The organism is Gardnerella sp. DNF00257, assembly GCF_049262745.1.
GTDB lineage: Bacteria > Actinomycetota > Actinomycetes > Actinomycetales > Bifidobacteriaceae > Bifidobacterium > Bifidobacterium piotii.
This window is the reverse complement of the sequence record NZ_CP058403.1, coordinates 251,463-274,893: the sequence shown is the minus strand read 5'-3', so window position 1 is coordinate 274,893 and position 23,431 is coordinate 251,463. Positions and strand designations below refer to the sequence as shown.

At 45.5% G+C, this 23,431-nt stretch carries 20 protein-coding genes; 3 read left to right on the top strand and 17 right to left on the bottom strand.

What is annotated here, in order from left to right; genetic code table 11:
* Positions 1-114: 114 nt before the first annotated feature.
* The 7 genes from HXT23_RS00935 to hpt form a co-directional block, all read right to left on the bottom strand.
* Positions 115-288, bottom strand: coding sequence for a hypothetical protein (locus HXT23_RS00935; protein WP_422112928.1), 174 nt, complete (start codon positions 286-288; stop codon positions 115-117).
* A gap of 300 nt (positions 289-588) precedes the next feature.
* Positions 589-1,683 carry a lipid II:glycine glycyltransferase FemX gene (locus HXT23_RS00930; RefSeq protein WP_422112927.1) on the bottom strand — a complete coding sequence of 365 codons (1,095 nt, stop codon included), beginning with the start codon at positions 1,681-1,683 and terminating at the stop codon, positions 589-591.
* A 61-nt stretch (positions 1,684-1,744) separates the two neighbouring features.
* Positions 1,745-1,882, bottom strand: coding sequence for a hypothetical protein (locus tag HXT23_RS00925; protein WP_422112926.1), 138 nt, complete (start codon positions 1,880-1,882; stop codon positions 1,745-1,747).
* Between the two features lie 30 nt (positions 1,883-1,912).
* Positions 1,913-3,589, bottom strand: a complete 1,677-nt coding sequence (ettA, locus tag HXT23_RS00920; RefSeq protein WP_004130043.1) for an energy-dependent translational throttle protein EttA — start codon at positions 3,587-3,589, stop codon at positions 1,913-1,915.
* 104 nt (positions 3,590-3,693) lie between these two features.
* Complete coding sequence (locus HXT23_RS00915; protein WP_016831152.1) at positions 3,694-4,203, bottom strand: DUF3180 domain-containing protein; 510 nt, start codon at positions 4,201-4,203, stop codon at positions 3,694-3,696.
* Positions 4,203-7,049 carry an ATP-dependent zinc metalloprotease FtsH gene (gene ftsH / locus HXT23_RS00910; RefSeq protein WP_422112925.1) on the bottom strand — a complete coding sequence of 949 codons (2,847 nt, stop codon included), beginning with the start codon at positions 7,047-7,049 and terminating at the stop codon, positions 4,203-4,205. Before ftsH ends, HXT23_RS00915 begins: the two co-directional genes overlap by 1 nt.
* A gap of 220 nt (positions 7,050-7,269) precedes the next feature.
* Positions 7,270-7,824, bottom strand: a complete 555-nt coding sequence (hpt, locus tag HXT23_RS00905) for a hypoxanthine phosphoribosyltransferase (RefSeq protein WP_422112924.1) — start codon at positions 7,822-7,824, stop codon at positions 7,270-7,272.
* Between the two features lie 69 nt (positions 7,825-7,893).
* On the opposite strand from hpt, the gene tilS reads away from it, so the two are divergent.
* Positions 7,894-8,964, top strand: a complete 1,071-nt coding sequence (gene tilS / locus HXT23_RS00900; protein WP_422112923.1) for a tRNA lysidine(34) synthetase TilS — start codon at positions 7,894-7,896, stop codon at positions 8,962-8,964.
* A gap of 200 nt (positions 8,965-9,164) precedes the next feature.
* Here the strand turns inward: tilS and HXT23_RS00895 are convergent, their stop codons facing one another.
* The 5 genes from HXT23_RS00895 to HXT23_RS00875 all read right to left on the bottom strand — a co-directional run bounded on the left by HXT23_RS00895 (position 9,165) and on the right by HXT23_RS00875 (position 16,611).
* Positions 9,165-10,817: a D-alanyl-D-alanine carboxypeptidase/D-alanyl-D-alanine-endopeptidase gene (locus HXT23_RS00895; protein WP_020757111.1), complete on the bottom strand. Its 1,653-nt coding sequence runs from the start codon at positions 10,815-10,817 to the stop codon at positions 9,165-9,167.
* Between the two features lie 140 nt (positions 10,818-10,957).
* The gene (locus HXT23_RS00890) at positions 10,958-12,610 is read right to left on the bottom strand and encodes a hypothetical protein (RefSeq protein ID WP_422112922.1); all 1,653 of its coding nucleotides are present in this window, start codon (positions 12,608-12,610) and stop codon (positions 10,958-10,960) included.
* A 20-nt stretch (positions 12,611-12,630) separates the two neighbouring features.
* On the bottom strand, positions 12,631-13,494 hold the full coding sequence (locus HXT23_RS00885) for an ABC transporter ATP-binding protein (RefSeq protein WP_422112921.1): 864 nt from the start codon (positions 13,492-13,494) through the stop codon (positions 12,631-12,633).
* A gap of 241 nt (positions 13,495-13,735) precedes the next feature.
* Positions 13,736-14,962: a glycosyltransferase family 2 protein gene (locus tag HXT23_RS00880; RefSeq protein WP_004130024.1), complete on the bottom strand. Its 1,227-nt coding sequence runs from the start codon at positions 14,960-14,962 to the stop codon at positions 13,736-13,738.
* Positions 14,959-16,611, bottom strand: a complete 1,653-nt coding sequence (locus tag HXT23_RS00875; protein WP_422112920.1) for an AI-2E family transporter — start codon at positions 16,609-16,611, stop codon at positions 14,959-14,961. The genes HXT23_RS00880 and HXT23_RS00875 overlap by 4 nt, the downstream gene beginning before the upstream one ends.
* Positions 16,612-16,734: 123 nt before the next feature.
* On the opposite strand from HXT23_RS00875, the gene glnA reads away from it, so the two are divergent.
* On the top strand, positions 16,735-18,171 hold the full coding sequence (gene glnA / locus HXT23_RS00870) for a type I glutamate--ammonia ligase (RefSeq protein ID WP_016819218.1): 1,437 nt from the start codon (positions 16,735-16,737) through the stop codon (positions 18,169-18,171).
* A gap of 100 nt (positions 18,172-18,271) precedes the next feature.
* Here the strand turns inward: glnA and HXT23_RS00865 are convergent, their stop codons facing one another.
* The 5 genes from HXT23_RS00865 to infC form a co-directional block, all read right to left on the bottom strand.
* The gene (locus HXT23_RS00865; protein ID WP_422112919.1) at positions 18,272-18,925 is read right to left on the bottom strand and encodes a peptide deformylase; all 654 of its coding nucleotides are present in this window, start codon (positions 18,923-18,925) and stop codon (positions 18,272-18,274) included.
* 302 nt (positions 18,926-19,227) lie between these two features.
* Positions 19,228-20,640, bottom strand: a complete 1,413-nt coding sequence (gene glmM, locus HXT23_RS00860) for a phosphoglucosamine mutase (protein ID WP_016794945.1) — start codon at positions 20,638-20,640, stop codon at positions 19,228-19,230.
* Positions 20,641-20,882: 242 nt separating this feature from the next.
* On the bottom strand, positions 20,883-21,266 hold the full coding sequence (gene rplT / locus HXT23_RS00855; RefSeq protein ID WP_004114536.1) for a 50S ribosomal protein L20: 384 nt from the start codon (positions 21,264-21,266) through the stop codon (positions 20,883-20,885).
* A 54-nt stretch (positions 21,267-21,320) separates the two neighbouring features.
* Positions 21,321-21,515, bottom strand: coding sequence for a 50S ribosomal protein L35 (rpmI, locus tag HXT23_RS00850; protein WP_004132712.1), 195 nt, complete (start codon positions 21,513-21,515; stop codon positions 21,321-21,323).
* Positions 21,496-22,263, bottom strand: coding sequence for a translation initiation factor IF-3 (gene infC, locus HXT23_RS00845; RefSeq protein ID WP_422112918.1), 768 nt, complete (start codon positions 22,261-22,263; stop codon positions 21,496-21,498). The genes rpmI and infC overlap by 20 nt, the downstream gene beginning before the upstream one ends.
* A gap of 255 nt (positions 22,264-22,518) precedes the next feature.
* Here infC and HXT23_RS00840 point away from each other — a divergent pair, with 255 nt between their 5' ends.
* Positions 22,519-23,256: a thiamine diphosphokinase gene (locus tag HXT23_RS00840; protein ID WP_422113064.1), complete on the top strand. Its 738-nt coding sequence runs from the start codon at positions 22,519-22,521 to the stop codon at positions 23,254-23,256.
* The last annotated feature ends 175 nt before the right edge of the window (positions 23,257-23,431 follow it).

Sequence of the window (23,431 nt, the reverse complement as noted above, 5' to 3'; positions counted from 1 at the left end):
CGCCAGCTTTGGCATGCTCAAAGGTATCGTAATACTCAACGTCAATGTTGAAATGAGCCTCGGCATATTTTGCGTCTGTTTTAAAACCGTAATAAATGTTGTTGCCAGTGCCGTCTACATAACCATCAGCATAGGCAGGCGAGGAAACGAATACCCCCCCCCACCAAGCACCATTGCGCCAGCTAGCATTGCAGCGCAAACACTCTTTGAAAGAACTGGCTGAGAATCAGCCCCAACACCAGAATAAACGCCAGAATAGTGCTTAACTACACGAATCTTCTTAGACATACTCTTACTCCATTATCTTACTCTTTGGATTAATGCGCCAACCAGACCGCAAAATCCATATAACTATGCAAGGCATATTTTACTAATTGTTTTATACAATTTAAGATTAATTCGTATGATGAATTTTGTGTGATTAACGCACTTTGTACCAAATTTGACCTAAAACACGTACAAAAAGCGGAAAGACTCGTGGGAAAAACAAAAGCGACTAGCCACACAAAACATGCAACTAGTCGCAAAAGCGCCATTAAAAGCTATTAAATCTATTAAAAGCTACTAGAGTTGAGCATTACTAATGCTTTATTCCGCCTTAGAATCACCATCAGTCTTAGCAGCCTCACCTGCAGACGCAGCATCTGCCTTATCCGCATCACTCTTAGCTTCTGGCAAATCATCCCACCTGCCAACAAACTTCTTGTAAGCGTCTTGGTCAACAACAACGTCTAACTCGCCAATCCAAGTGAACGGATCATTCGCTCTGCAAAAACCGTTCTTAAAGAAGTAAAGGCCTTCATCCATGCTAAGCGAATAAGTTCCGCCCATGTTGAACCACTTTAAGCCAAGCTCCTTAGTGCGCAAAATCAAATTCCAAATACACGTATAGCCTGGAGCAACCTTTCCATGCATGGTCTGCGTTGCGCCGTAAATGTACCACAAAGTGTCTTTGTACGGGAACGAAAGCATGCTTGCAACTGGCTCTCCCTCGTACTCGCAAGTGCAAATCTCAATCTGCGGGAAGGCAGCAAGCAAGCGCTCAAAGTATTCAAATGGCCTATATTTAATGCCATGCCTGTTTGCCATAATCTTTGTAAGCTCGTAGAAGGTTTGCAAGTCTTCTTCCGACCTACTCCAACGAGTTACAACACCAGCCTTAATGCCAGCACGAATATGCCTTCTTGTAAGCGTGCTAAAACCAGCCATAAGCTCTTCTTCGGTTTTGCCCTCAACCTTAAGCATAATCTCGTGAAGCGGGTTGGAGTAAGACTTAGGGTGGAATCCCTGGCCTCTAAACGTGTAGCCAGCTGCCCTGTACTTTTCTATAAGAGCCTCGTCGGTTTGAACGCAAGGGTCCATTCTAAGCAAAAACGCGTTGTACTTTTCAAAAAGTGGCTTTGCTTCGTTGATTAGCTTTTTAGTGGTTTCAACGTCGTAAAAGTCGCAAACTGGGCCTCTAGGAGCGTAAAACAGCGTTTTATCGTCTACAGCCTTAATGCCAAGAATAGACACTGCAGCAGTAATCTTGCCGTTTTCTTCCAGATAAACGTATTCGCTAGACCAGTTGTTTTTAACCTTTGCCCATGCCATGTCTTGCATTGCATTAGTGTACGGAGAATTTTTTACAAAGTCCTCGTATTCTTTAACTTTAGCAGAATCATTTTTATCTAGTATTGGCATTTGCACTCCTTTTTTAGCTCAATACACGATTTTAGCGCGACTACCGTTTAAGATATTTGCTTTAGCGTTTTACAAGGCGATTTGCCGCCAACAGATTGTGTCTTGCTGCTAAAAGCTTGCGATTTGCGACCAGCGACTTGCGACTTGCCACCAACAGCTTGCGATTAGCCGCCAAGCCACCAAGCCACCAAGCCACCATTCGCCAGCCGCAGCAACACACAACTTGCGATTAGCGCGTAAGCTTTCTGTGCAAGCGATGCGGGCGAGCAGCTTCCTCACCAAGGCGCGCAATCTTGTTTTCTTCGTACGCCTGGAAGTTGCCTTCAAACCAGTACCAATTTGCAGGATTCTCGTCTGTGCCTTCCCAAGCAAGAATATGCGTTGCAACGCGGTCTAAGAACCAGCGATCGTGCGAAACAACCACAGCACATCCTGGGAAGTCAAGCAAAGCGTTCTCTAAGCTTTCAAGAGTCTCAACATCTAAATCGTTAGTAGGCTCATCAAGCAGCAGCAAGTTGCCGCCCTGCTTAAGAGTCAAAGCCAAATTCAAGCGGTTACGCTCGCCGCCAGAAAGCACGCCCGTAAGCTTTTGCTGATCCGAACCCTTAAAACCAAAGCTTGCAACGTATGCGCGAGTAGGAATCTCAACGCCTGCAACCTCAATAAAATCAAGGCCTCCCGAAACAGCTTCCCACAAATTCTTATTTGGGTCCAAGCCTGCGCGATTCTGATCTACGTACGAAATCTTTACAGTGTCTCCAACAGTAAGCTCGCCGCCAGAAAGTGGCTCCAAGCCCACAATCGTCTTGAAAAGCGTAGACTTACCAACGCCATTCGGACCAATCACGCCAACAATGCCGTTACGAGGCAACGTAAACGACAAATCGTCGATTAGCACGCGATCGCCAAAAGCCTTGTGAATATGCTTCGCTTCCAAAACTTGCGATCCCAAGCGCGGACCTGCTGGAATTTGAATCTCCGAAAAATCAAGCTTCTTGGAATTGCGTGCCTCTTGCTCCATTTGGTCGTAACGCTCCAAACGAGCCTTATTCTTGGCCTGGCGAGCCTTTGGCGAGCTACGCACCCAGTCAAGCTCATTCTTCAAGCGCTTAGCAAGCTTTGCGTCCTTAGCGCCCTGAATCTCCATACGCTTTGCCTTGGTCTCCAAGTAAGTAGTGTAATTGCCCTTGTATGGGTAAAGCTGACCGCGATCCACCTCGCAAATCCACTCTGCAACGTTATCCATAAAGTAGCGATCGTGAGTTACAGCAATAACAGCGCCTTCGTACTTGTGCAAGAACTGTTCCAGCCAAAGAATTGACTCCGCATCCAAGTGGTTTGTAGGCTCATCAAGCAGCAGCAAATCTGGGGCTTCAAGCAAAAGCTTGCACAATGCCACGCGTCGCCTTTCTCCACCCGAGCACACAGAAACAGGCGAATCTGGGTCTGGGCATTGCAAAGCGTCCATTGCCTGCTCAAGTTGCGAATCCAAATCCCAACCGTTAGCCGCATCAATCTCCGTTTGCAGCTTGCCCATTTCTTCCATCAATGCATCAAAGTCGGCATCTGGATTTGCCATCTCTTCGCCGATTTTGTTGAATCGATCAACCTTTTGAGCAATCTCACCAAAAGCCATCTTAATGTTTTCGCCAACGGTTTTAGTCTCATCCAGCGGCGGCTCCTGCTGCAAAATGCCAACGGTGTAGCCTGGAGTAATCGAAGCTTCGCCGTTAGAAACATTTTCCAACCCAGCCATAATCTTTAGCAACGTTGATTTACCCATGCCATTAGGGCCAACAACGCCAATTTTTGCGCCCGGCAAGAAGCTTAAGGTAACGTCGTCTAGAATTACGCGATCTCCGTAAGACTTGCGTGCCTTAATCATTTGGTAAATAAATTCAGCCAAAGTAATACCTTTCTTAAAATTGTTAAACCGCTATTTTAGTTGCTATTAGTTGCCGTTAGTTGCCGTTAGTTGCAATTTTCTACATTAATCGCAGCTAACCGCCATTAAACCGCCGCAGCTTTCTGCGCTCGATCCGAAGAATCGCCAGCAGCATCCGCTCCATCTTCTGGAGGAATCTGACACATCCATTCGCCAACAATGCCAATAATCATATCTATAATGCACACGATTCCCGCAATAACACATTCGCGAATAACGTTGGAATAAAGCGGAATATCCGCGTGCGGCCAGCAAACAAAAATCTGACCTGCATACCAGCCCGTTAAAATAGCACCAGCCATTCCAAGCGATTTTGCAAGCATGAGTGCCGAGACAGCCATTTGCATGTTAAAAGGCTTGCGCTCTTTTGGCTTAGAAGTAGCGTATTGATGCGTTTGCCAAGCAAGAACAAACGTGACTATTCCGCCGATTATCATAACAGCCAAAACAATCCACGGAGCTCCCGAAAGCGATATTGCGCTAGATTCTGTAATCGAGACCAAAAACGCGCCGAATACAAATCCAAACAATAGTCCAAGCGCAAAATACCACCAAGGCGTACGGTAAGCTTTCATCAGCACTCCCCAATAATCCAGCGCTCAGAATAAACGCCAACTTGCGAAGCATCTTGCAAAAGCGCAAGTTTGTAAGAGACTGGCTCGCCATCAATTGCAGCGTCTGGCTCAACTTGCATCCACGGCTCCAATTGCGCAGCACTTAAGTGCAAAGGATTGCTTGAATCCATTGACTTTGTAGACGCGCTATCTAAGCCGTATTCTCTTGTTCCAACAATATTTAAGCGCAAATCTAAAGAGCTGGCAGAATCGGCAGAATCTCCAGAATCGCCATCAATTTGATCACGTTGCATTTGCTCGATTCTTTGCGCAAATTCCTGATTGCTCATTGTTGTAGACGCCACTACAACCGCGCAAAAATCTTCACCGTTTGCATTGCTTGCCTGGTAAAGCGCCGAAACGCCTTCGACTTGAGTTACGCTATGCGAATCTTTATACTCAAGTCCGCTTAACACGTTTAGCATTGCGCGCATTGTTGAATCGCTCTTTTTGCCTTGCATAGAAACCACTGCGGTTGTTTGCATTGGGCTATTTAGGGCATTTGTAGTATTTGCGATATTTGAGTTATAGGAAGACTCGTGCGATTCTTGCACTTCTGCGGTTGCTTGCGACTTTTGCGCTTCAGAATCCGCTGCAGCACCAGCCTTAGAAGCATTAGAATCCGAATCCTTATCGCTCTTCTCTAAACTCGCACCTGAAACATTCCTCTTTAAGCTTTCTGGAATCTCTACAGGAGGGATTGGCGAATCTGGGCGATCCGCATTAGAAAGCCACAAATCGCGCTCTGGCGCCTTACGAATCTTAGAGAAGATTTGCTCAAGTTCCTTCTCGTTAAGAGTCTCCTTAACAAGAAGCTTGCTAACAAGCTCATCCAAAATATCGCGATTATTGTTAATAATCTGCCAAGCCTCGGTATGAGCCGTTTCAATAAGCTTATGAACTTCTTCGTCAATCACTTCCGCAGTCTTATTAGAGAACTTACGCGATTGCAAAGAATCCAAAGAACCAGAAGAATCTTGATCTGCATCCATCCACTTTACAGCACCAAGCTTAGATGAGAAGCCATATTCAACAACCATCTTGCGAGCGATTGCTGTAGCCTTTTCAATGTCGTTGGAAGCGCCAGTAGTTGGATCGTGGAACACAACCTCTTCCGCAGTGCGGCCGCCCATAGCATACGCCATTTGATCTAGCAGCTGATTTCGCGACTGAGAATAGCGGTCGCTAGTTGGCATAACAGCCGTGTATCCAAGAGCGCGGCCGCGAGGCAAAATCGTAACCTTAGTAACAGGATCCGTGTGATGCAAAGCAGCAGCAACAAGCGCGTGTCCACCTTCGTGATAAGCCGTGTTACGCAACTCATCCAAAGCCATGCCCTTAGACTTCTTTCTAGGACCAGCCTGAACGCGGTCAATTGCCTCGTCAATAGCGCGATTGTCGATAAGCTGAGCGCCAGAGCGAGCGCAGAGCAAAGCTGCTTCATTAAGCACATTAGCCAAATCCGCGCCAGTAAATCCAGGAGTTCTAACAGCAACCATATGAAGATCCACGTCTGGAACAAAAGGCTTGCCTTTAGCGTGAACCTTAAGAATCGCCTCTCGGCCTTCCAAATCTGGAGCTTCCACAGCCACTTGGCGATCAAATCGACCTGGTCGCAAAAGCGCAGAATCAAGCACATCTGGTCGGTTTGTAGCGGCAATAATAATCAAATTAGTGTCGTTATCGAAGCCGTCCATCTCTACAAGCAGCTGATTAAGAGTTTGCTCGCGCTCATCGTGGCCGCCAGTCATGCCACTTCCGCGGCGGCGTCCAACAGCGTCAATCTCGTCAATAAAGATGATTGCTGGAGCGTTCTTTTTAGCCTCATCAAACAGCTCGCGCACGCGAGACGCGCCAAGACCAACAAACATCTCAACAAAGTCCGATCCAGCCATTGCGTAGAACGGAACGCCAGCTTCGCCTGCAATAGCACGCGCAAGAAGAGTTTTACCAGTTCCTGGAGGGCCATAAAGCAGCACGCCACGCGGAATGCGCGCGCCCAAAGCCTTGTAGCGAGAAGGATCTTTAAGGAATTCCTTAATCTCCTCAACTTCTTCTACTGCAGACTGCTCGCCTGCAACATCCGCAAACTTAGTTTTAGGAGTCTGACCTTCCAAAAGCTTTCCACGGCCGCGGCCGCCACCCATGCCAAGCATTCCGCCGCCTGCGCTTGCCATTCTGCCAAACATAAACCAAACAAGTCCAAGCAGAATCAAAATCGGCAGCATAGACGTAATCAAGTACGAGAAAAAGCTAGAAGTTTGTATGCTAACAGTCCAACCGTTTGCTGGCTTAGCCTTTTGAATCTTTTGCACAACTGTCTTGCTTTGAGCAATCGTGTAGTAGAACTGAACGTCTTTTCCGTAATCGTGCTTTTGCTTATCGCGCTTATCTACCTTAACGTATTTATTGTTTAGAGTAAGCTTAACAAGCTGCTTATTGTCTATAACCTCAACGTAATTTGCACTACGATTATCGAGCAACTCTAATCCGTCTTGAGTGTCGATTGTTTGCGAACCATTATGCACAAACAATTGGAATGCAGCTACAGAAAGCAAAACTAAAATAACAATCCAAGTCCAAGGCGACTTAAAGAATTTACGATTGGAATCGGAATTATTGCCATCCTTTGGATTGGCGTTATTCTTATTGCCATTATTCTTATTGCCGTTATTGTTCTTATTCTTATTCTTATTTGAATTGTTTCCAAAATTAGGAGGCAAGAACGGATTGTTGCCGTTTCCTCCCATAGGACTTTTCATAGGTCCACCCATAGGTCCGCGAGGCGACATTGGAGAAGCGCCCATACAATCAGACTCCTTTCAGGATTCTAACTAACAACACTCGTCTAAACACGTAATCACTAATCGCAAGCAACCAAAGCGTAATCGCTGTAATCGCTGTAATTAATCGCTTGAATTAATCCCTGTAATTAATCGCTTTAATTAATCGCTAAATAAATAGCATGTAATCAATCAAGATTACTCAATTGCAACCATCTAATCAAGACCGCTAATAAAGAACCAATCAAGACTCATATACAGAAGGCTTAAGAACCGCAATAGAATTAAGATTCCTGTACTTTTCGTCGTAGTCCATTCCGAAACCGACCACGAATGCGCCAGGAATTTCAAATCCTGAATAGTCGATTTGCACTTCTACTTCGCGTCGTTCTGGCTTACTTAGTAAAGCAAAAACTTTTACACTGTTAGCTCCGCGGCTTTTAAGCTCATCCACTAACCAAGCTAATGTGCGACCTGATTCAACAATATCCTCAACAATCAGCACATCTCGACCGCGAACATCTGTAGTTAAGTCCTCGCGAACCGTAATATGGCCGCTGGTCTTAGTGCCACTGCCATAACTGGAAAGACTCATGAAATCCATAGGAGCGTTAAGACTAAGCTCCTGCGAGAAAACAGCAAGCGTGTTCACAGCGCCTTTAAGCACTGCAACAAGCAAAATATCGCGGTTTTCGTAGTCTTTGCTAACTTGAGCAGCAACCTCGCGAATGCGCTTCATAAGCTCTTCGTGGCTGATTAATTCGTAATCAATATCATCTCTTATATCTGCAACTTGCATGCTAACTATAATTGCATAAGAGAATGACGGACATGTTACAACTTACGCATTATGATTTAGACTATAAGCATGGTTTACTCACCTAGTTGGCGTAAAGGAATCGGCCAAGTAAAACGTTGCTTTAATAACATAGGGTTAAACGTGCAAGATCCGCAATTCTTGCAACACGGCGAACACGCAATTTTACCATCCGCTCCTATTGTGTTGGTCGCATGCTCTGGCGGTCGCGATTCGCTTGCACTAACGGCGCTTGCATCAAAAGTATGCGCAAGCAGAGGGATTCAATGCGCAGCAATAATCGTAAATCATAATCTTCAAAAAGACTCCAGCAAAGTGGCGCTTAATGCTGCTAAAACTGTTGCAAAACTTGGAGTAGAAGAGTCACTCGTATTTGTTAAATCTGTGCAAGTTAAAGATAACGAAGAGGGAGAAGAAAGCGCAGCTAGAGATGCTAGATACGCTGCGATTATTGAAGTTGCAAAAGACTTGCGCGCGTCGGCGGTTCTTTTAGCACACACAGCAAACGACCAGGCAGAAACGGTTTTAATGGGATTGCGCGATTCTGCTGGCTTGGAGGCCGTGGCTGGAATGAAAGACGTTACAGTTAGGGAGAATGTGCTATTTGCTCGGCCGCTAATTAATCTTACGCGACTTGAAACCACGCAGATTTGCAAGGATTTGAGCGTTGAATGGTGGGACGATCCAACAAACGGCGATTCATCGCCAATCGATGTTGAGCTGCCAAAATCCTACCCGCTGCGCTCTAGAATCAGGCATACACTTATGCCGTATATTTCGCAATTTTTTGACTCAGATATGACTTTGCTGCTTGCAAAAGGAGCGAAATTTGCTCAAGACGACCTAGACTACATAAACTCTCAAGTAAATCTTGTAGAAAAAGAGGCGATTGTAAAAGAGGATTGCAAAGTCAAAATCAAACTTGCGACTCTAGCAAATAGCCACATCTCGATTAGGCGGCGAATCGTAGCTCGCGCGCTAAGTGCTGCTGGAATACGCTTTTCGTCAAATCATATAGAATCAATCGACGAGTTAATAACAAACTGGCATGGTCAAAAGCCGATTGCGCTTCCAGGAGGATATGAAGCAAGCAGAAAATCGCAGACTATAACGATTTCGTAACGCGCGCTACGACCTGCCTGAGCGCTTAAAGCGTAGCGCGCTAACGGTTTTCCGCACTTTGTACCAAAATCCACCAAAAACACGTACAAAACACGGAACACAACTCCGCACTTTGTACCAAAATCCACCCAAAACACGTACAAAACACGGAAAAATCGAAGTAGATTCGCGTGTCGAAGACGTGAGCACGTCGAACGAGGCTAAAGATTAGTCAGCTCTGCCATCATCTTATTAACGCCAACATAAGTGTAGTTAACGTCTCCAGGAGGATTAACAACAACCGCAAAGGTTAGCGCTCCTCCCGACTTTCTAGAAACGTTGCCAACCATAGACGAAACATCACCCAAAAATCCAGTTTTAACACGCATCAATCCAGCGGCCGACTTATCAACAAGACGCTTTCTAGCAGAAGTACACCAAACGCCTGGCAAAGCCAAGCCTTCTGCCGCTGCCGCACCAAGCCCCGCCTTAAGATTTTGCGCTTGAACTTGAATCAAAGTAACCGCGCGAACAGCGGATTTAGGCGAAAGTCCCGAGCAATCCGACATGTGCAATCCGTTTATATCAATACCTAAATCACGCAAAACATCTTGCACAGCCAAAGTCGCACCCTTTGGAGAATTTGACTTACGCATAGCTAGCGCAGTTAAACGCCCAAACTCTTCTGCAAGGGAATTGTCGGAATGCCTAAGCATATACGCCATTATCTCGCTTAGCGGAGCAGAACAAACGCGCGCAATCTGGCTAAAATCGGCGGAAATAAGCGATTTTTTGTAGCTAACATGCATGGAGTCTGCGCCAGAAATTTTAGCTGCCTTAGTGATTTTTGCAGAATCACCCTTCCATTCGCGAACGTCAATTCCAGACTTTTGCAGCAAATTTGCAAAAATCAAACCCGTACTAACCGCAGGATGCCTGTCTAAAAGCGGATAATCGTCGGTATCGTCTGCGTCGTTTCCGTACGAAACCCACGCCGCAAAATCGCGATTGCGCCCCTCATCTACCGCAACAGACGAAGTTGGAGCGTAGAATCTACCTTCTTCGTCGTTCTCGTTAATAAGCTCAGGGTATCTTTTTGCACCAAACAGCGAATCGTCAACAGCAAACTGAACAATCTTAACGCCCCGCTTTTTAAGAGCTGCAGCCGTTTTATTTGCAAGAGTTTCTAAACCTGCTCTACCGTTTACGTGATTCGGGTCGCTTTGCCCAGCCCCAAGCAGCATGTCTCCGCCGCCGCGCAAAACAATTCGCGCAGCACTCCCACTCTCGTCGCAGCTTGCATAGACCAGCGTGTCTAGCGTTGAAGCCATGTCTAAAGTATGCGAGGCTGCTAGAGCTGTAAGCGTTTTCATTGTAGACGCTGGTTGCAAAGCAAGATCTTCGTTTTTTGCAGCAATAATCTTCCCGTTTGCATCCGCTATAACAGCCGCCGCATTTGGCCCAAGCGCGGGATTTTCAAGGAATGTTTGCAAAACCTTTTCCGCAGCAGCTTTGTCAACTGGCTTGTTTTTATCTAATTGCTTTATTAAAGACGCGTAATGCGCTATTTTCTTAGGTTTTGGACTGCTTAGCTCTTGCAAAGATTTATTGTTTTTAATTGCCATTCGCGACTGAATAAAATCGCGATTTTGCAAAAGATCTTTGCTATCGAACAGAATGTATCCGCACATTAGTGATAGAACGCTTGCAGCTGCGATTAAGCACACAACAGCGCGATTACGTGACTTTGGCGGCTTTTGCGCGCCTAAGCTAGACGTAAATCCAGCTTTTTCTCTTGATTCTTTAGACGTAAAAGCATCTTCGGGAATCTCGATTATATTATCTGGATTCTTAACGTTTTCATCGTCTTGCATGCGCACGCCGCCTGTTTTACCGATTAATTGCAACTCTGTATAACTATACAAGCCGTGCAGACTATATAAGAACTACATAAAGCCTACATAAGCTATACGCTTGCACACATAAATCGCAGATCTTACGTGCGCATTAATACTCAAGCAGTAATCGAGGCAAATCTGCGCAAGTTTTCTACAATACGAATCATGCGCTTATCCATCACTTTGCCACCAATAATTACGCCAACAACCAGCACAATCAAACCGTTCACTACAAACAGAATGCATGCAATCCACAGCAGTTTCGGCGCAAGAATAATAAACGCAATCACAGCCGCAGCCGAAGGAATCATGCAAACTACAGAAAGAAGCATAAAGCCGATAGCTGCAAAACTTCGCCCGCCAGCACTTCCTTGCGGCCTAGAGAATGGCTTTTCGATTGACGCTACAGGGTACATTGCAATGCACGAAGAAATTAAGCCAATGCCTATGGTAGCAAAAGCTACTCCGATTGGAGAAAGAGTTTGGAACATAACTGCATTCATATTTTGCTGAACATTTGCTACAAAGAAAAGGAAAGCGTAAACCCCTATTCCAAGAATTGCAAAGTACACAGCGCAAATCACGGACCAAACTATTGCGTGCGCTAAACGATCGTGCAAACCTTTTACGCCAATAATCGCATGCATAGTAAAAGCTGTTCCATCGTATGCAATATTGTTTCCAACAACCATTCCCATAAGCGTCGCAGCATATATCATCCAGCCAGAAACACCTATGTCCTGTGCTATAGAACCAAATCCTTTAGCATTAAAACTAGTTCCTCCTGCAACTACCAGCATAAAAAGCGGCGCAATAAGCAAAAACAGTTGACGCATATCTCTTCTCATAACGCTAACAATTCGAGCAATAATCGCACCAACTATGTTATCTGGAACTGCTGCAAAGAAGCCGATTCCTTTAGCTTTAACAACTGTTTTTTGCTCACCGCGAAGTAGCTTAGGCTCTAATTTTGCGCAAAATACAGAGATTGCAAAGCAAGCAGCAATCGTCACAACGCAAATAAGGAAGCGAATAACAAGCGCAAGCCAATTGCCATTAATGGCGTCAAGAGGCAAAGCCATAGCCGCACTTAACGGCGTAAAAGCGGAAACAGCGCAGAAACTTGTACCTAGCGAAATTACAATTTGCGAGGGGCTATGCGTATTCATTGACGCAACAAAAAGCATATACGCTACGAAAATAACAAAGTAAAAAATGTTTCTTGAACGCTTGTTTATTAAAATAGTGTCCAAAAGCTCAATAAGCATTTTGCTTAAAGACACGATTGTTGCAACGTAAAGCGGAGCTGCAATTACGCTGACTAAAACCGGCACAATTCCAAAGCTTCTGTACGCTAAAGACCACAAAGCAAGCGCGATTGTGCAGCTTACAGAAATCGCTCCAAAAAGAGAGCCAAGAAGCATGCCAGCTTGCTGCTTTACGTAAGGAATGCCATAAAGCGCAAAACTGCGCGATTTTAGTGTTGTGTCGCTGCCTAACATAAACAAGTTTATAAACAGCGTAAAAATTGACACAATCGACGCAACCATTATTGGAGCAAGTTGGAATTCCTGCCAATCTTTAGCGTCTGCAAGCATTCCTGGATTAAGATACTTTCCTGCTTCCCAGCCTGCAAAACCAAGAGCACATATAATCGCAAGTCCAAAAACAATGACTATACCAAAGCCGATTTTTTGCCAAATCGACTTTCGCATAACGGAAAAAGTAAGCGCCCAACGAAGGAGAACCATTGTAAAAATCATAGACATGATTACTTACCGCCTTTCGCTCACGCGTTGTGGTTGCTTGCGATTGGCGTTGCGCTATAAGACTCGCCGCCGTTAAGCCAATCAATGCGCGCAGCAGAATGACGTCCACCAACAAGCTCCATAAAGCGATCTTCAAGATCTTTGCCTTGAGCAACTTCTTCAAGCGTGCCAGAAGCTGCAACATGACCTTCGTTAATAATCGCCACGTGCGAGCACATTTTTTCAACTAATTCCATAACGTGCGAAGAAATAATCACCGTGCCGCCAGTAGAAACATACTCGGCGAGAATATCCTTCAAATTTGCGCTAGAAACAGGGTCAACTGCCTCAAAAGGCTCGTCCAACACAAGCACGCGAGGGCTATGAATCATAGCTGTTGCAAGGCAAATCTTCTTCGTCATACCAGTAGAATAGTCAGAAACCATAGTGTTTGCAGCTTCTGTTAAGTCGAAAGCAGAAAGCAAGTCGTTCGCGCGCTTTACGGATTCCGCGCGACTCATATCGCGAAGCATGCCAGCGTAAGTTAAAAGCTGAAGGCCAGTAATCGTCTTAAAAATCTCGTCTGCTTGAGGCATTAAACCGATTGCACGCTTAGCGCTATTTACATCGCTCCAAACATCGTTGCCAAAAATCGAAGCCGAGCCAGCATCTGGCATAAGCAAGCCTGTAAGCATCTTAATCGTAGTGGTTTTGCCAGCACCATTAGGGCCTACTAATCCATAGAAAGAGCCTGCTGGAATATCTAGCGAAAGATTATCTACAGCAACTTTCTTACCAAAAGTCTTAACAAATCCGCGAATAGAAACCGCAGGAACTTCTGAATTGCTATCACTTGCATCACTCGAATAAGTGTTTGCACCAAAAACTGGAACAGAATCCACCATATAAACCTCGCAACATACAGATAAACGCACGTATTGCGCCACATTAATTGCGCAATCGCACGTTTATATCAAGGATTCCATTATCTCATATCTTGCGTATAAACACACTACGAGGCAGGTCATGTCGTTCGCGCAATACCGAGTAAGGGGAATATGCGCGTATTATTTTCCGCACTTTGTACGTGATTTAGGCCAAATTTGGTACAAAAAGCGGAGTTAATTCGCGCAGAACGCAGCAAAACTACCGCCCCGTGTGATGAATCGGCTTCCACTCGCTCTTAGAGAACACAGCTTGGAACGCAATCGGCACATACGAAAGCATAAAAATCGGGAAGCTAAGCACGTACGCAAAAAGCTCTTTGTTAGTAGCTCCAAGCTTATCGTGTTCTACAAGAATAGTAAGCGAAACAAACACCATCATACCCAAAACGCTTGTAACAGTAGTTGTTATAAAGCTAAGCGTTGAATCAATCTGACTTGCCCACGTAACAAATCCAAATGCTGCAAAGATAAATCCGAGTATAAGGCGAATAATCGCAAGCACCATAAACGGGCAAAGCATAAGCGTAAAATCAACCGACGAAAAATCGCGCTCGCGGATTCCGTGGCGTATAAGAGCCGCTCCGTAATATCGAAATACTTGCAAGAAGCCCTTACTCCAGCGCAGCCTTTGCCTCCAGCTTTGCCTAAACGAAACAGGCTGCTCGTCGTAAAGAACCGCCGACCCGCAATAGCCCACTTTGTCGCCATGCAAAATCGAGTCCATTGTAAACTCAAGATCTTCGGTAAGCAGATGGAACTTCCATCCACGATTTCTGTGCATGATTTCGCGCGAAAACATGAATCCCGTTCCGCCTGCGTGGCAGCTAGATCCAAAAAGCATGCGCGAATTGTTAGTAAATCGCGATTCGCGTATAAACCACAATGCGGACCCAGAAGACACCCAATTATCCGATAAATTCACGGAATTTCTGTAGCTTGTTAGAATCTGGTATCCTGCATGGAATCCCTTGTTCATCTCTTCAAAATAGTGCAAATCCAGCTTATTGTCTGCGTCAAAAACAAAGTACGCGTCGTAATCTTTGTCTTTTCCAAGCTCCATTATGTGGTCCAAAAGGTAGCTAAGCGCGTAACCTTTGCCAATATGCTGCTTATCGAATCGCTCTATAACATTGCACCCATACTTTCTTCCAACTTGCGCCGTGCTGTCTGTGCAATTGTCGGCAACTAGCCAAATATCTATTAGCTGTTGGTTATAAGTTTGATGCTGTATGCACTCTATAAGATTTCCGATTACAGCTTCCTCGTTTCGCGCAGATATTAAAACCGCATAATGCTTGTCCATTGGAGCATTCGGAAACACTACTGGCTTTGCAACAAGCGACGCCACTGCGCAAACGCCTTGGTAAATAACGCTGCTCACGCCGATTATGATTACTAAAACGTCGAAAATAGACAAAAGAATCATTTATTCCACCCGCTTCGTGGATTTGTGTTTGTGTTCGATTTTTTGTTTTTACTTTCGTTTGGAATTGTAGCAGATTTATTTGCTTGCGACTTACCTTTCGACTTATCTTGCGACTTATCTTTAGCATTTGCATGCAACCCGTCGGCTGCTTGCGATTCGCGAGCCGCTTGCCCACTATCCAAATCCGCATTTTCCGCGCGCTTCTTAGCAATATCGCGATTAACCGCGTCTAGAACATCGCGCGAAATAGCCATTGTTTCAATGTATCCAGAATCTTCTTTAGAATTTTGACTTTCGCTAGAATCACTAGAAGAAAGGCTAGAATCACTAGAAGAAACATAAGCTTGCTTATACCAATACATAATGTCTTCATTAATCGAAACTCTAGAAGACGAGCCTTTCATAACTCGAAGAACCTTGTCTTTAACAGGCTTTACAAAACTATTACCAATCGCTTCAACACTTGTAACCATAATCGACTTGCGATTAGGCTTTGGATCGTTCATTAATGGAGAATCAACAAGCTTGTATTGCTTTGTGCAAACCTTAAGAATGGCTTGCAAGCTGGCAGTAACAGGAAGCGCCAAAAATGCGCCGAGCGCCCCAAAAACAGCACCCATTACCAACACCGACAAAAATGCTACAGCAGGATTTAGGTCCATTGTTTTTTCGGAAATCTTAGGAGAAATCACCATGTTTTCAATCTGCTGATAGATGGTAACAAAAACAAGAACAGCCAATGCCGCTGCAAAACCGTTGGAACTCCAAGCAAACACAATTGGTAAAGCTCCGCCCAAATACGTACCAATCGTAGGCACAAATTGCGAAACTATTCCGCAGAACAGCGCAAGCGGAAGCCAGTACGGAACTTTCATAAATATTAGGAAAATCGCAGTACCCGTTGCGTTAATCGCAGCCAAAATTGTGCGCGAGAACAAGAAGCTCGATATTTGCTCTTGAACAACCGACCATATAAACAAAAATCGCCTTTGAGACTTAGGATTTAGCAAACGGCAAACACTTCTACGCATTGCAGGACCAGCCGCCGAAATATAATAAGTAACCATCAAAATGGTAAGCAAATCAAGCAAAGCGGCCATCAAACCCCAGGTAGTGTTAAGTGCAAAACCGCCAAAATCCACAACCCACGATGTTTGAATGTTGCGCAAAATCTCCATTCCAAGCTGCTCGATATTTGGCATCTTAAATCCAGTGGAATTTAACACAAAATGCGCAAATTGGTTGTATAAATCAGGCAAACCAAGAACCATAGAAACAGCTTGTTGCACAAAAAGATTGCCGAAAAGAACAAGCAGCAAAATAATAACCGCAAGCAGCCCAACCAAGCTTGCCAAAGATGCAAAAGCCCTACTCCAACCGTGTTTTATAAGGCGCACAACAAGTGGCTCTATTGCCAACGCTATAAAAATGGAGATTACAACGTCGAAAATTATAAAAGCTATACTTCCCCACGCAAACCAAACAAAAATCGCAACAAACGCGGCGATTACCGCATACATAAGCGCGCGACTTAGCCAATCAGGAGGCCTGCGATTATCTCCCTTAGCTGGAAAAATCGAAGCTAAGTCGATTTTTGCGCTTGTGCCGTGGCTGTCCATACGGCTTTCGTAGTTTTCTTTATTTGTCATAAATTCTATTGTACTTTACAAAGCGTGTAACACAATCGTAACCAGATAGTCGAGTCGCTGAAATCCAAAATCATATACAACAATCTAAACTATTTACTGAGATTTTTATGAAAGGATCGTGGCATGACCACTTTGCAAACTAAAGAAGATGCCGAGGCTTTGATTAAGCAAGAAGGCATTGAGTACGTATCTGTTCGATTTACTGATTTGATTGGCGTTCAGCAGCACTTTACTGTGCCTGCAAGCGAGTTCTTAAACAGCGCATTTACAGATGGAATGGCCTTCGACGGCTCTTCTATGCAAGGATTCCAGGCTATTAACGAATCCGACATGAAGCTTATTCCAGACGTAGACACCGCATACATTGACCCATTCCGCAAGCACAAGACTTTGAACGTTGCTTTTTCGATTGTGGATCCTGTAACAGACGAGCCTTATTCTAGGGATCCTCGCCAAGTTGCAATTAAAGCCGAAGCCTACTTAAAGGCCACTGGCATTGCCGATACCGCAAGCTTTGCTCCAGAAGCAGAGTTCTTTATTTTCGACAAGGTTCGTTTTGCAAACGACATGCAGCGTTCCTTCTACGAGGTGGATTCTAACGAGGCTCCATGGAATTCTGGCATCGACACCGAAGACGATGGCAGCAATAACATTGGTTTTAAGAATCGCGTAAAGCACGGATACTTCCCTGTGCCACCTGTTGATCACAACCAAGACTTGCGCGACGACATGGTTTACAATCTTCAAAAGGTTGGCTTGATTCTTGAGCGTTCCCACCACGAGGTTGGCGGCGCAGGCCAGCAGGAGATTAACTACCGTTACAACACGCTTGTTCACGCTGGCGACGACTTAATGAAGTACAAGTACGTTGTTCACGAGACTGCTGCTTTGGCTGGCAAGGCTGCAACGTTTATGCCTAAGCCAATTGCTGGAGATAACGGCACTGGTATGCACTGCCATCAGTCGCTTTGGAAGGATGGTAAGCCATTGTTCTATGCGGAAACTGGTTATGCTCAGCTTTCCGATATTGCGCGTTGGTACATTGGCGGCCTTATTAAGCACGCGTCTTCTGTGCTTGCTTTTACAAATCCTTCGCTTAACTCTTACCACCGCCTTGTTCCAGGCTACGAAGCTCCTGTAAACTTGGTTTACTCTGCTCGTAACCGTTCTGCAGCTATTCGTATTCCTCTTGCTGGCGAGGCTCCTGCTGCTAAGCGTATTGAGTTCCGCGCGCCAGATCCTTCTTGCAACCCGTTCTTGGCGTTCTCTGCTCAGCTTATGGCTGGCTTAGACGGCATTATGAACCACATTGAGCCTCCTGCTCCTGTTGATAAGGATCTTTACGAGCTTCCACCAGAAGAGCATGACGGCATTAAGCAGGTTCCTTCTTCGCTTGGTGAGGCTTTGCAGGCTTTGGAAGAAGATCACGACTTCCTTATGCAAGGAGATGTGTTTACTAGCGACTTGATTGAAACTTGGCTTAATCTAAAGCACGAAGAGATGGATATGGCTCGCTTGGCTCCAACGCCACTTGAGTACGAGCTTTACTTCCATATCTGATAGTAACTACGTAACAATGCGTAATAAATCGCGATAAGCGATAAGCAAATCCCCCGCAAGAAAACTTGTGGGGGATTTTATTTTGCATTCGTCTTTTATTTTAAATCGCAAAGCCTAGTGTTCTAGCAGCGTTTACAGGAACTGCCTCATCTGCCCAATAATCCTCAAGGTTTTCGTCGCTAGAAAGCGAGCGCATTTCTGCGCGATCAATGTAAAGCTCACCGCGCAAATGATCCGTCTCGTGCTGGAAGATTCGCGCTGGCCAACCATGCAAGCGCTGCGAATGCTGCTTTCCATCCTCGTCTTGCCAAGTGGCTTGAATGTCTAGCCAGCGCTGACGAACAGCTTGATACCCTGCAACACTTAAGCAGCCCTCATAGAAGCTGCGCGTTTGCGTGCCAATTGGCTCATAATGCGGGTTAATAATCGCCCTAAATGACAATTCCGCAATATCTCTAGGGTCGTCTTCGTCATCCCTAACGTGATCTTCTACAACCGCAATCGCTAAGCCAAGACCGATTTGCGGAGCGGCCAAACCAACTCCTGGAGCGTCTAGCATAGTGCTGTGCATAAGCGAAATAAGCTTATTAAGCGTTGCGCGCGTAAGCTGACCATCGTAAGCAACCGTGCGCTGCCTTAAAACAGGCTCCCCTGCTTGAACAATCGACAAAACGCCATCTTCTGTAGCAGAATCCAAAAGGCGCTCTACTGCGCGGCTAAGCTTAGTGTCGACACTTGCGTGATGCGTAAACATAGGACTCCTTTACAAGGCGATTCTACAAAACTTCTAACTCTATAAGTCTAACTTTGACTATTGTTGATAAAACACGTACATCAACAACAATACCAAAAGAATCAGTATATCAAGATTATCCGCTTTTTGTAGCTGTAAACGGCGTGTCTAACAACAAAAAGCGGAAAACCACTCCGCACTTTGTACCAAATTTGAGCCAAATCACGTACAAAAAGCGGAAAAGATTGACGCACTTTGTACCAAATTTGAACCAAATCACGTACAAAGTCGGGAAAACTACATCTTAAGATTATCGTCGAGCGCTACAGCTTAAGATTATCCGTTACAACTTGTGCAAGTCGCGCGCAAACCTCATCTGCTTGCTCTTGCGTTGCAGCTTCACACATAACGCGCACAAGTGGCTCCGTTCCGCTTGGTCTAAGAAGAACGCGACCCGTGTCTCCCAAAAGCGCACTTTCCTTCTCTACAGCATTAAGAACAGCAGCATTAGTTTTAGCAGCCATCTTATCTACGTTTGGCACATTTACTAAGCATTGCGGAAGCTGTGGGAAGTCGGCAGCCATTTGTGAAAGCTTCTTGCCCTCTCGCACAACTTCTCGACACAACGTAAGCGCTGTAAGAGTGCCATCTCCCGTGGTTGCAAACTCGCGATTAATCACATGCCCCGACTGCTCGCCGCCAAGAGAATAATCGCCTCTAAGCATCTCTTCTAGAACGTAACGGTCTCCAACGCTTGTTTGAACAGTAGAGATGCCCATGTCTTTTAGCGCAAGCTTTAATCCAAGATTGCTCATTACAGTAACAACAAGAGTATTGTGATTCAGCTTGCCTTCGGCCTTCTTAGAACGCGCAAGAATGCCCATAATTTGGTCGCCATTAACCATGTTTCCGTTTTCGTCTACAGCCAAGCATCGGTCTGCATCTCCGTCGAAAGCTACTCCTAAATCGGCCTTAGACGCCTTAACCATAGCTTGCAACTGCTCGGGATGCGTGGAACCAGCATGATCGTTAATGTTGTAGCCATCTGGAGAAGCGTTAATAACAATCACTTCTGCGCCAGCCCTGCGCAATGCTTCTGGAGCTACTACAGACGTTGCGCCATTTGCGCAATCTGCCACTACTCTAAGACCTGCAAGAGGCTTAGGACGAGTAGAAGACTCACTGCTTAAAGGCGCTACAGAAGAAACAAGATGATCAATATAAAGATTCGTAGCTGTAGTGGTATCGTGGCTGATTCGCCCAACACCACTGCCCGTAGGACGCTGCCAATCCTTGCCTAAAACTGCCTCAATCTCGTCCTCTTTACTGTCTGGGAGCTTAAAACCGCCACGCGCAAAGAACTTGATTCCATTATCTGGCATTGGATTATGCGAAGCAGATATTACTGCACCCATCTCTACGTTTAGCACAGAAGTTAAAAAGGCCACGCCAGGAGTTGGGATTATGCCAGCGTCTATAACGTCAAATCCGCCTGCACTCATGCCTGCTGCCAAAGCGGACGCTAGAAAATCGCCAGAAACGCGAGTATCGCGACCAACCAGCGCCCTTCTCCTAGCGTGCATCTTTTTCCCTGTATCTTCGCTATTTGAATCGCTGCTATGCGTTGCCTCTCCTAAAACACGAACGGCAGCATCGCCTAAATCTAACGCTAATTGTGCAGTCAAATCGCGATTTGCTAATCCCCTAACACCATCGGTACCGAACATTTTTGGCATAATCAGACTCTTTCAATTAGATTTCAAAAAACACACTGTGTTCCATTTTACTCTGCAATGCGCTAGACGCGCCACAGTTGCACACTACGACTTAAGCACTTAATAATTAAACACAAAACCAGGTTATGAGCATAATATATGCACAAAAACAATTAAGCCCGCCTAAAAAGACGGACTTAATATTTAATGCTATTTAATGCTTAAAGTGATTAAATCACTCAAATAAAGCCAATAAACTAAAATCAGGCTTCTACTGGAGCATTAACATCTGCAGGCAAAGCAGCCTTAGCAGCTTCGACGATTGCCTTAAAGGTTTCAACATCGCTAACAGCAAGCTCTGCCAAAGCGCGGCGATCCAATTCGATGCCAGCTAAGCGCAAACCCTGAATAAAGCGGTTGTAGGTGATTCCTTCTGCGCGAACAGCAGCGTTAATGCGCTGAATCCACAACTTGCGGAAGTCGCCCTTGCGAGCCTTGCGGTCGCGGAAGTTATAAGTAAATGAGTGAAGCAGCTGTTCCTTTGCCTTGCGATAAAGGCGGGAACGCTGACCGCGATAACCCGAAGCCCTATCAAGAACAACGCGACGCTTCTTGTGAGCATTAACTGCGCGTTTTACTCGTGCCATAAGTATTCCTCAGCTTTCTTAAAAATTTTTAATTGCGTCTTCGTTTTACTGCACTTACTTAGTTAGCAAGCCCTTCAAATTCTTGCTCTGTGCTGTAGCTAAAACCTTATCTGCAGACAAAGCACGACGCTTACGAGCAGACTTATGCTCCAAGTTGTGGCGCATTGCGCTTCCATCGTGCATTACCTTACCAGTGCCGGTGAGGCGAACGCGCTTGGACGCTGCGGAATTAGTTTTCATCTTCGGCATTGCTGCCCTCCTTATGATTCTGATCAGATTCTACAGAAGCTTTTGCGGACACATCGGCCGCTGCCTGAGCTCCTTGCTTTGCCGCAAGTCGTGCTGCTTGACGAGCTTGACGCTCTGCGCGCGATTCAGCGCCTCTACGACGCTGCTCAGACTGAGTATGAATCTTTTTACCCTTAGGCGCGAGAGTCATTATTATGTTACGACCCTCCTGCTTAGGGGCAAACTCCACGGTTCCACTTTCGGAAACCTCATCTGCAAGCCTACGCAATAACTCAACTCCGCCTACAGGCCTCGACTGTTCGCGGCCGCGCAGCATAATGGTGACTTTTACTTTGTCTCCACCATTTAGGAATCGAAGAACATGACCCTTCTTAACGTCGAAATCGTGATCGTCAATCTTGAGTCGGAAACGAATTTCCTTAATCTCGGCCGTACTTTGATTACGACGCGCTTCACGAGCCTTAATCTTCTCGTTGTACTTGTACTTACCGTAGTCAATAAGCTTGGCTACAGGAGGCTTAGCAGTAGGCGCAACCTCTACAAGATCGAGGTTTGCTTCCTTTGCTAGGTTCAACGCTACCGAGGTCGCAATAACACCCACCTGCTCGCCTTTCGGACCGATAAGGCGTACTTGTGAGACGCGAATCTCTTCGTTAATGCGTGGTTCGTCGCTAATGATGACTCCAATCCTTGTTAAAACAGTGGAACAGCGCACCAAAAGGTCAAAGACAAATTCAAGTTCAAACATCAATCAAATGCGCTTAAGAATAGCGCTATAGCAAGCATATTGCTACGTGACCGAAGTCATGAACCCGAAACCCTTTAGGCTTCCAGGTGGGATATACCACTTTCTTGATTACTCAAGCCAAATATTCATTCTACTTGAAGCCTTGACAATAATCAACCATGCTCAAAAACACTAAACAAGTCGCATTAAATCTCAACCAGTCACAACAAAACACGCGATATAATCGCAATTCCGCGCGCGCGATATTATATGACTATGGAGCCTTTAAAGCGCTGCGTTGTTTTAGCAGCTGGAGATTATTACGACCATACGCGCGAACACGTTCCTGATCGCGCTTTAACTATTGCAGCCGATGGCGGCTGGGATCATGCATGCAGACTTGGTTTACACGTTGATGCTCTAATTGGCGACTTTGACTCCGTGCGATTAAAGCTCCCAACAGACGCTGCGATTACGCGACTTCCTGCAGAAAAAGATGACCCAGATTTGCTTTCTGCTCTTAAAGTTGGCTGGTCTAAAGGCTCTAGAGAATTCCATATTTTTGGCGGCTTAGGCGGCCGCGTTGATCACACGATTTCCAATATTCAGCTTATGGTTCGACTTGCCGTTAGAGGCGGAATTGGATTCTTGTATGGAGACGGCACGATTGTTACAGCAATTCACAACGGTTCCCTTGACTTTCCTGCGTCCAATGGGCCCGAAGGCCGCATGGTTTCTGTGTTCTCGCACACGCCTATTTCTAGCGATGTAAACGAGATTGGGCTTAAATATCAACTTCAGCACGAAACTATGTATGGCGATGCCGTTCAAGGCCTAAGCAACGAGTTGCTAAACGACACTCCTGCGCATATTGACGTTCACGAAGGCACTCTTGTAATCACATTCCCTATAGACGCTCCACTGCCGCAAGTTAGCTGGTTTAAGCGTCCAGTTGGCGATTTGGGAGATGTAAACGCTAGTGTGTCTAGCGCTCTCGCCGTTTCGCCAAAATAGTGCGAATAATCGCAAATGCGCGATGCAACAAGGCAAAATGTTGCACAAGTGTAATACAAAATGATGCACTAACGTAGTACATGCCGCACATTAAAATGAACATGTTAGTTTAAATAACGAAGACCAAAAACGTATTGTTAAAAATCGCGAAAAATCGCAAAAACCGTGCGTTAAG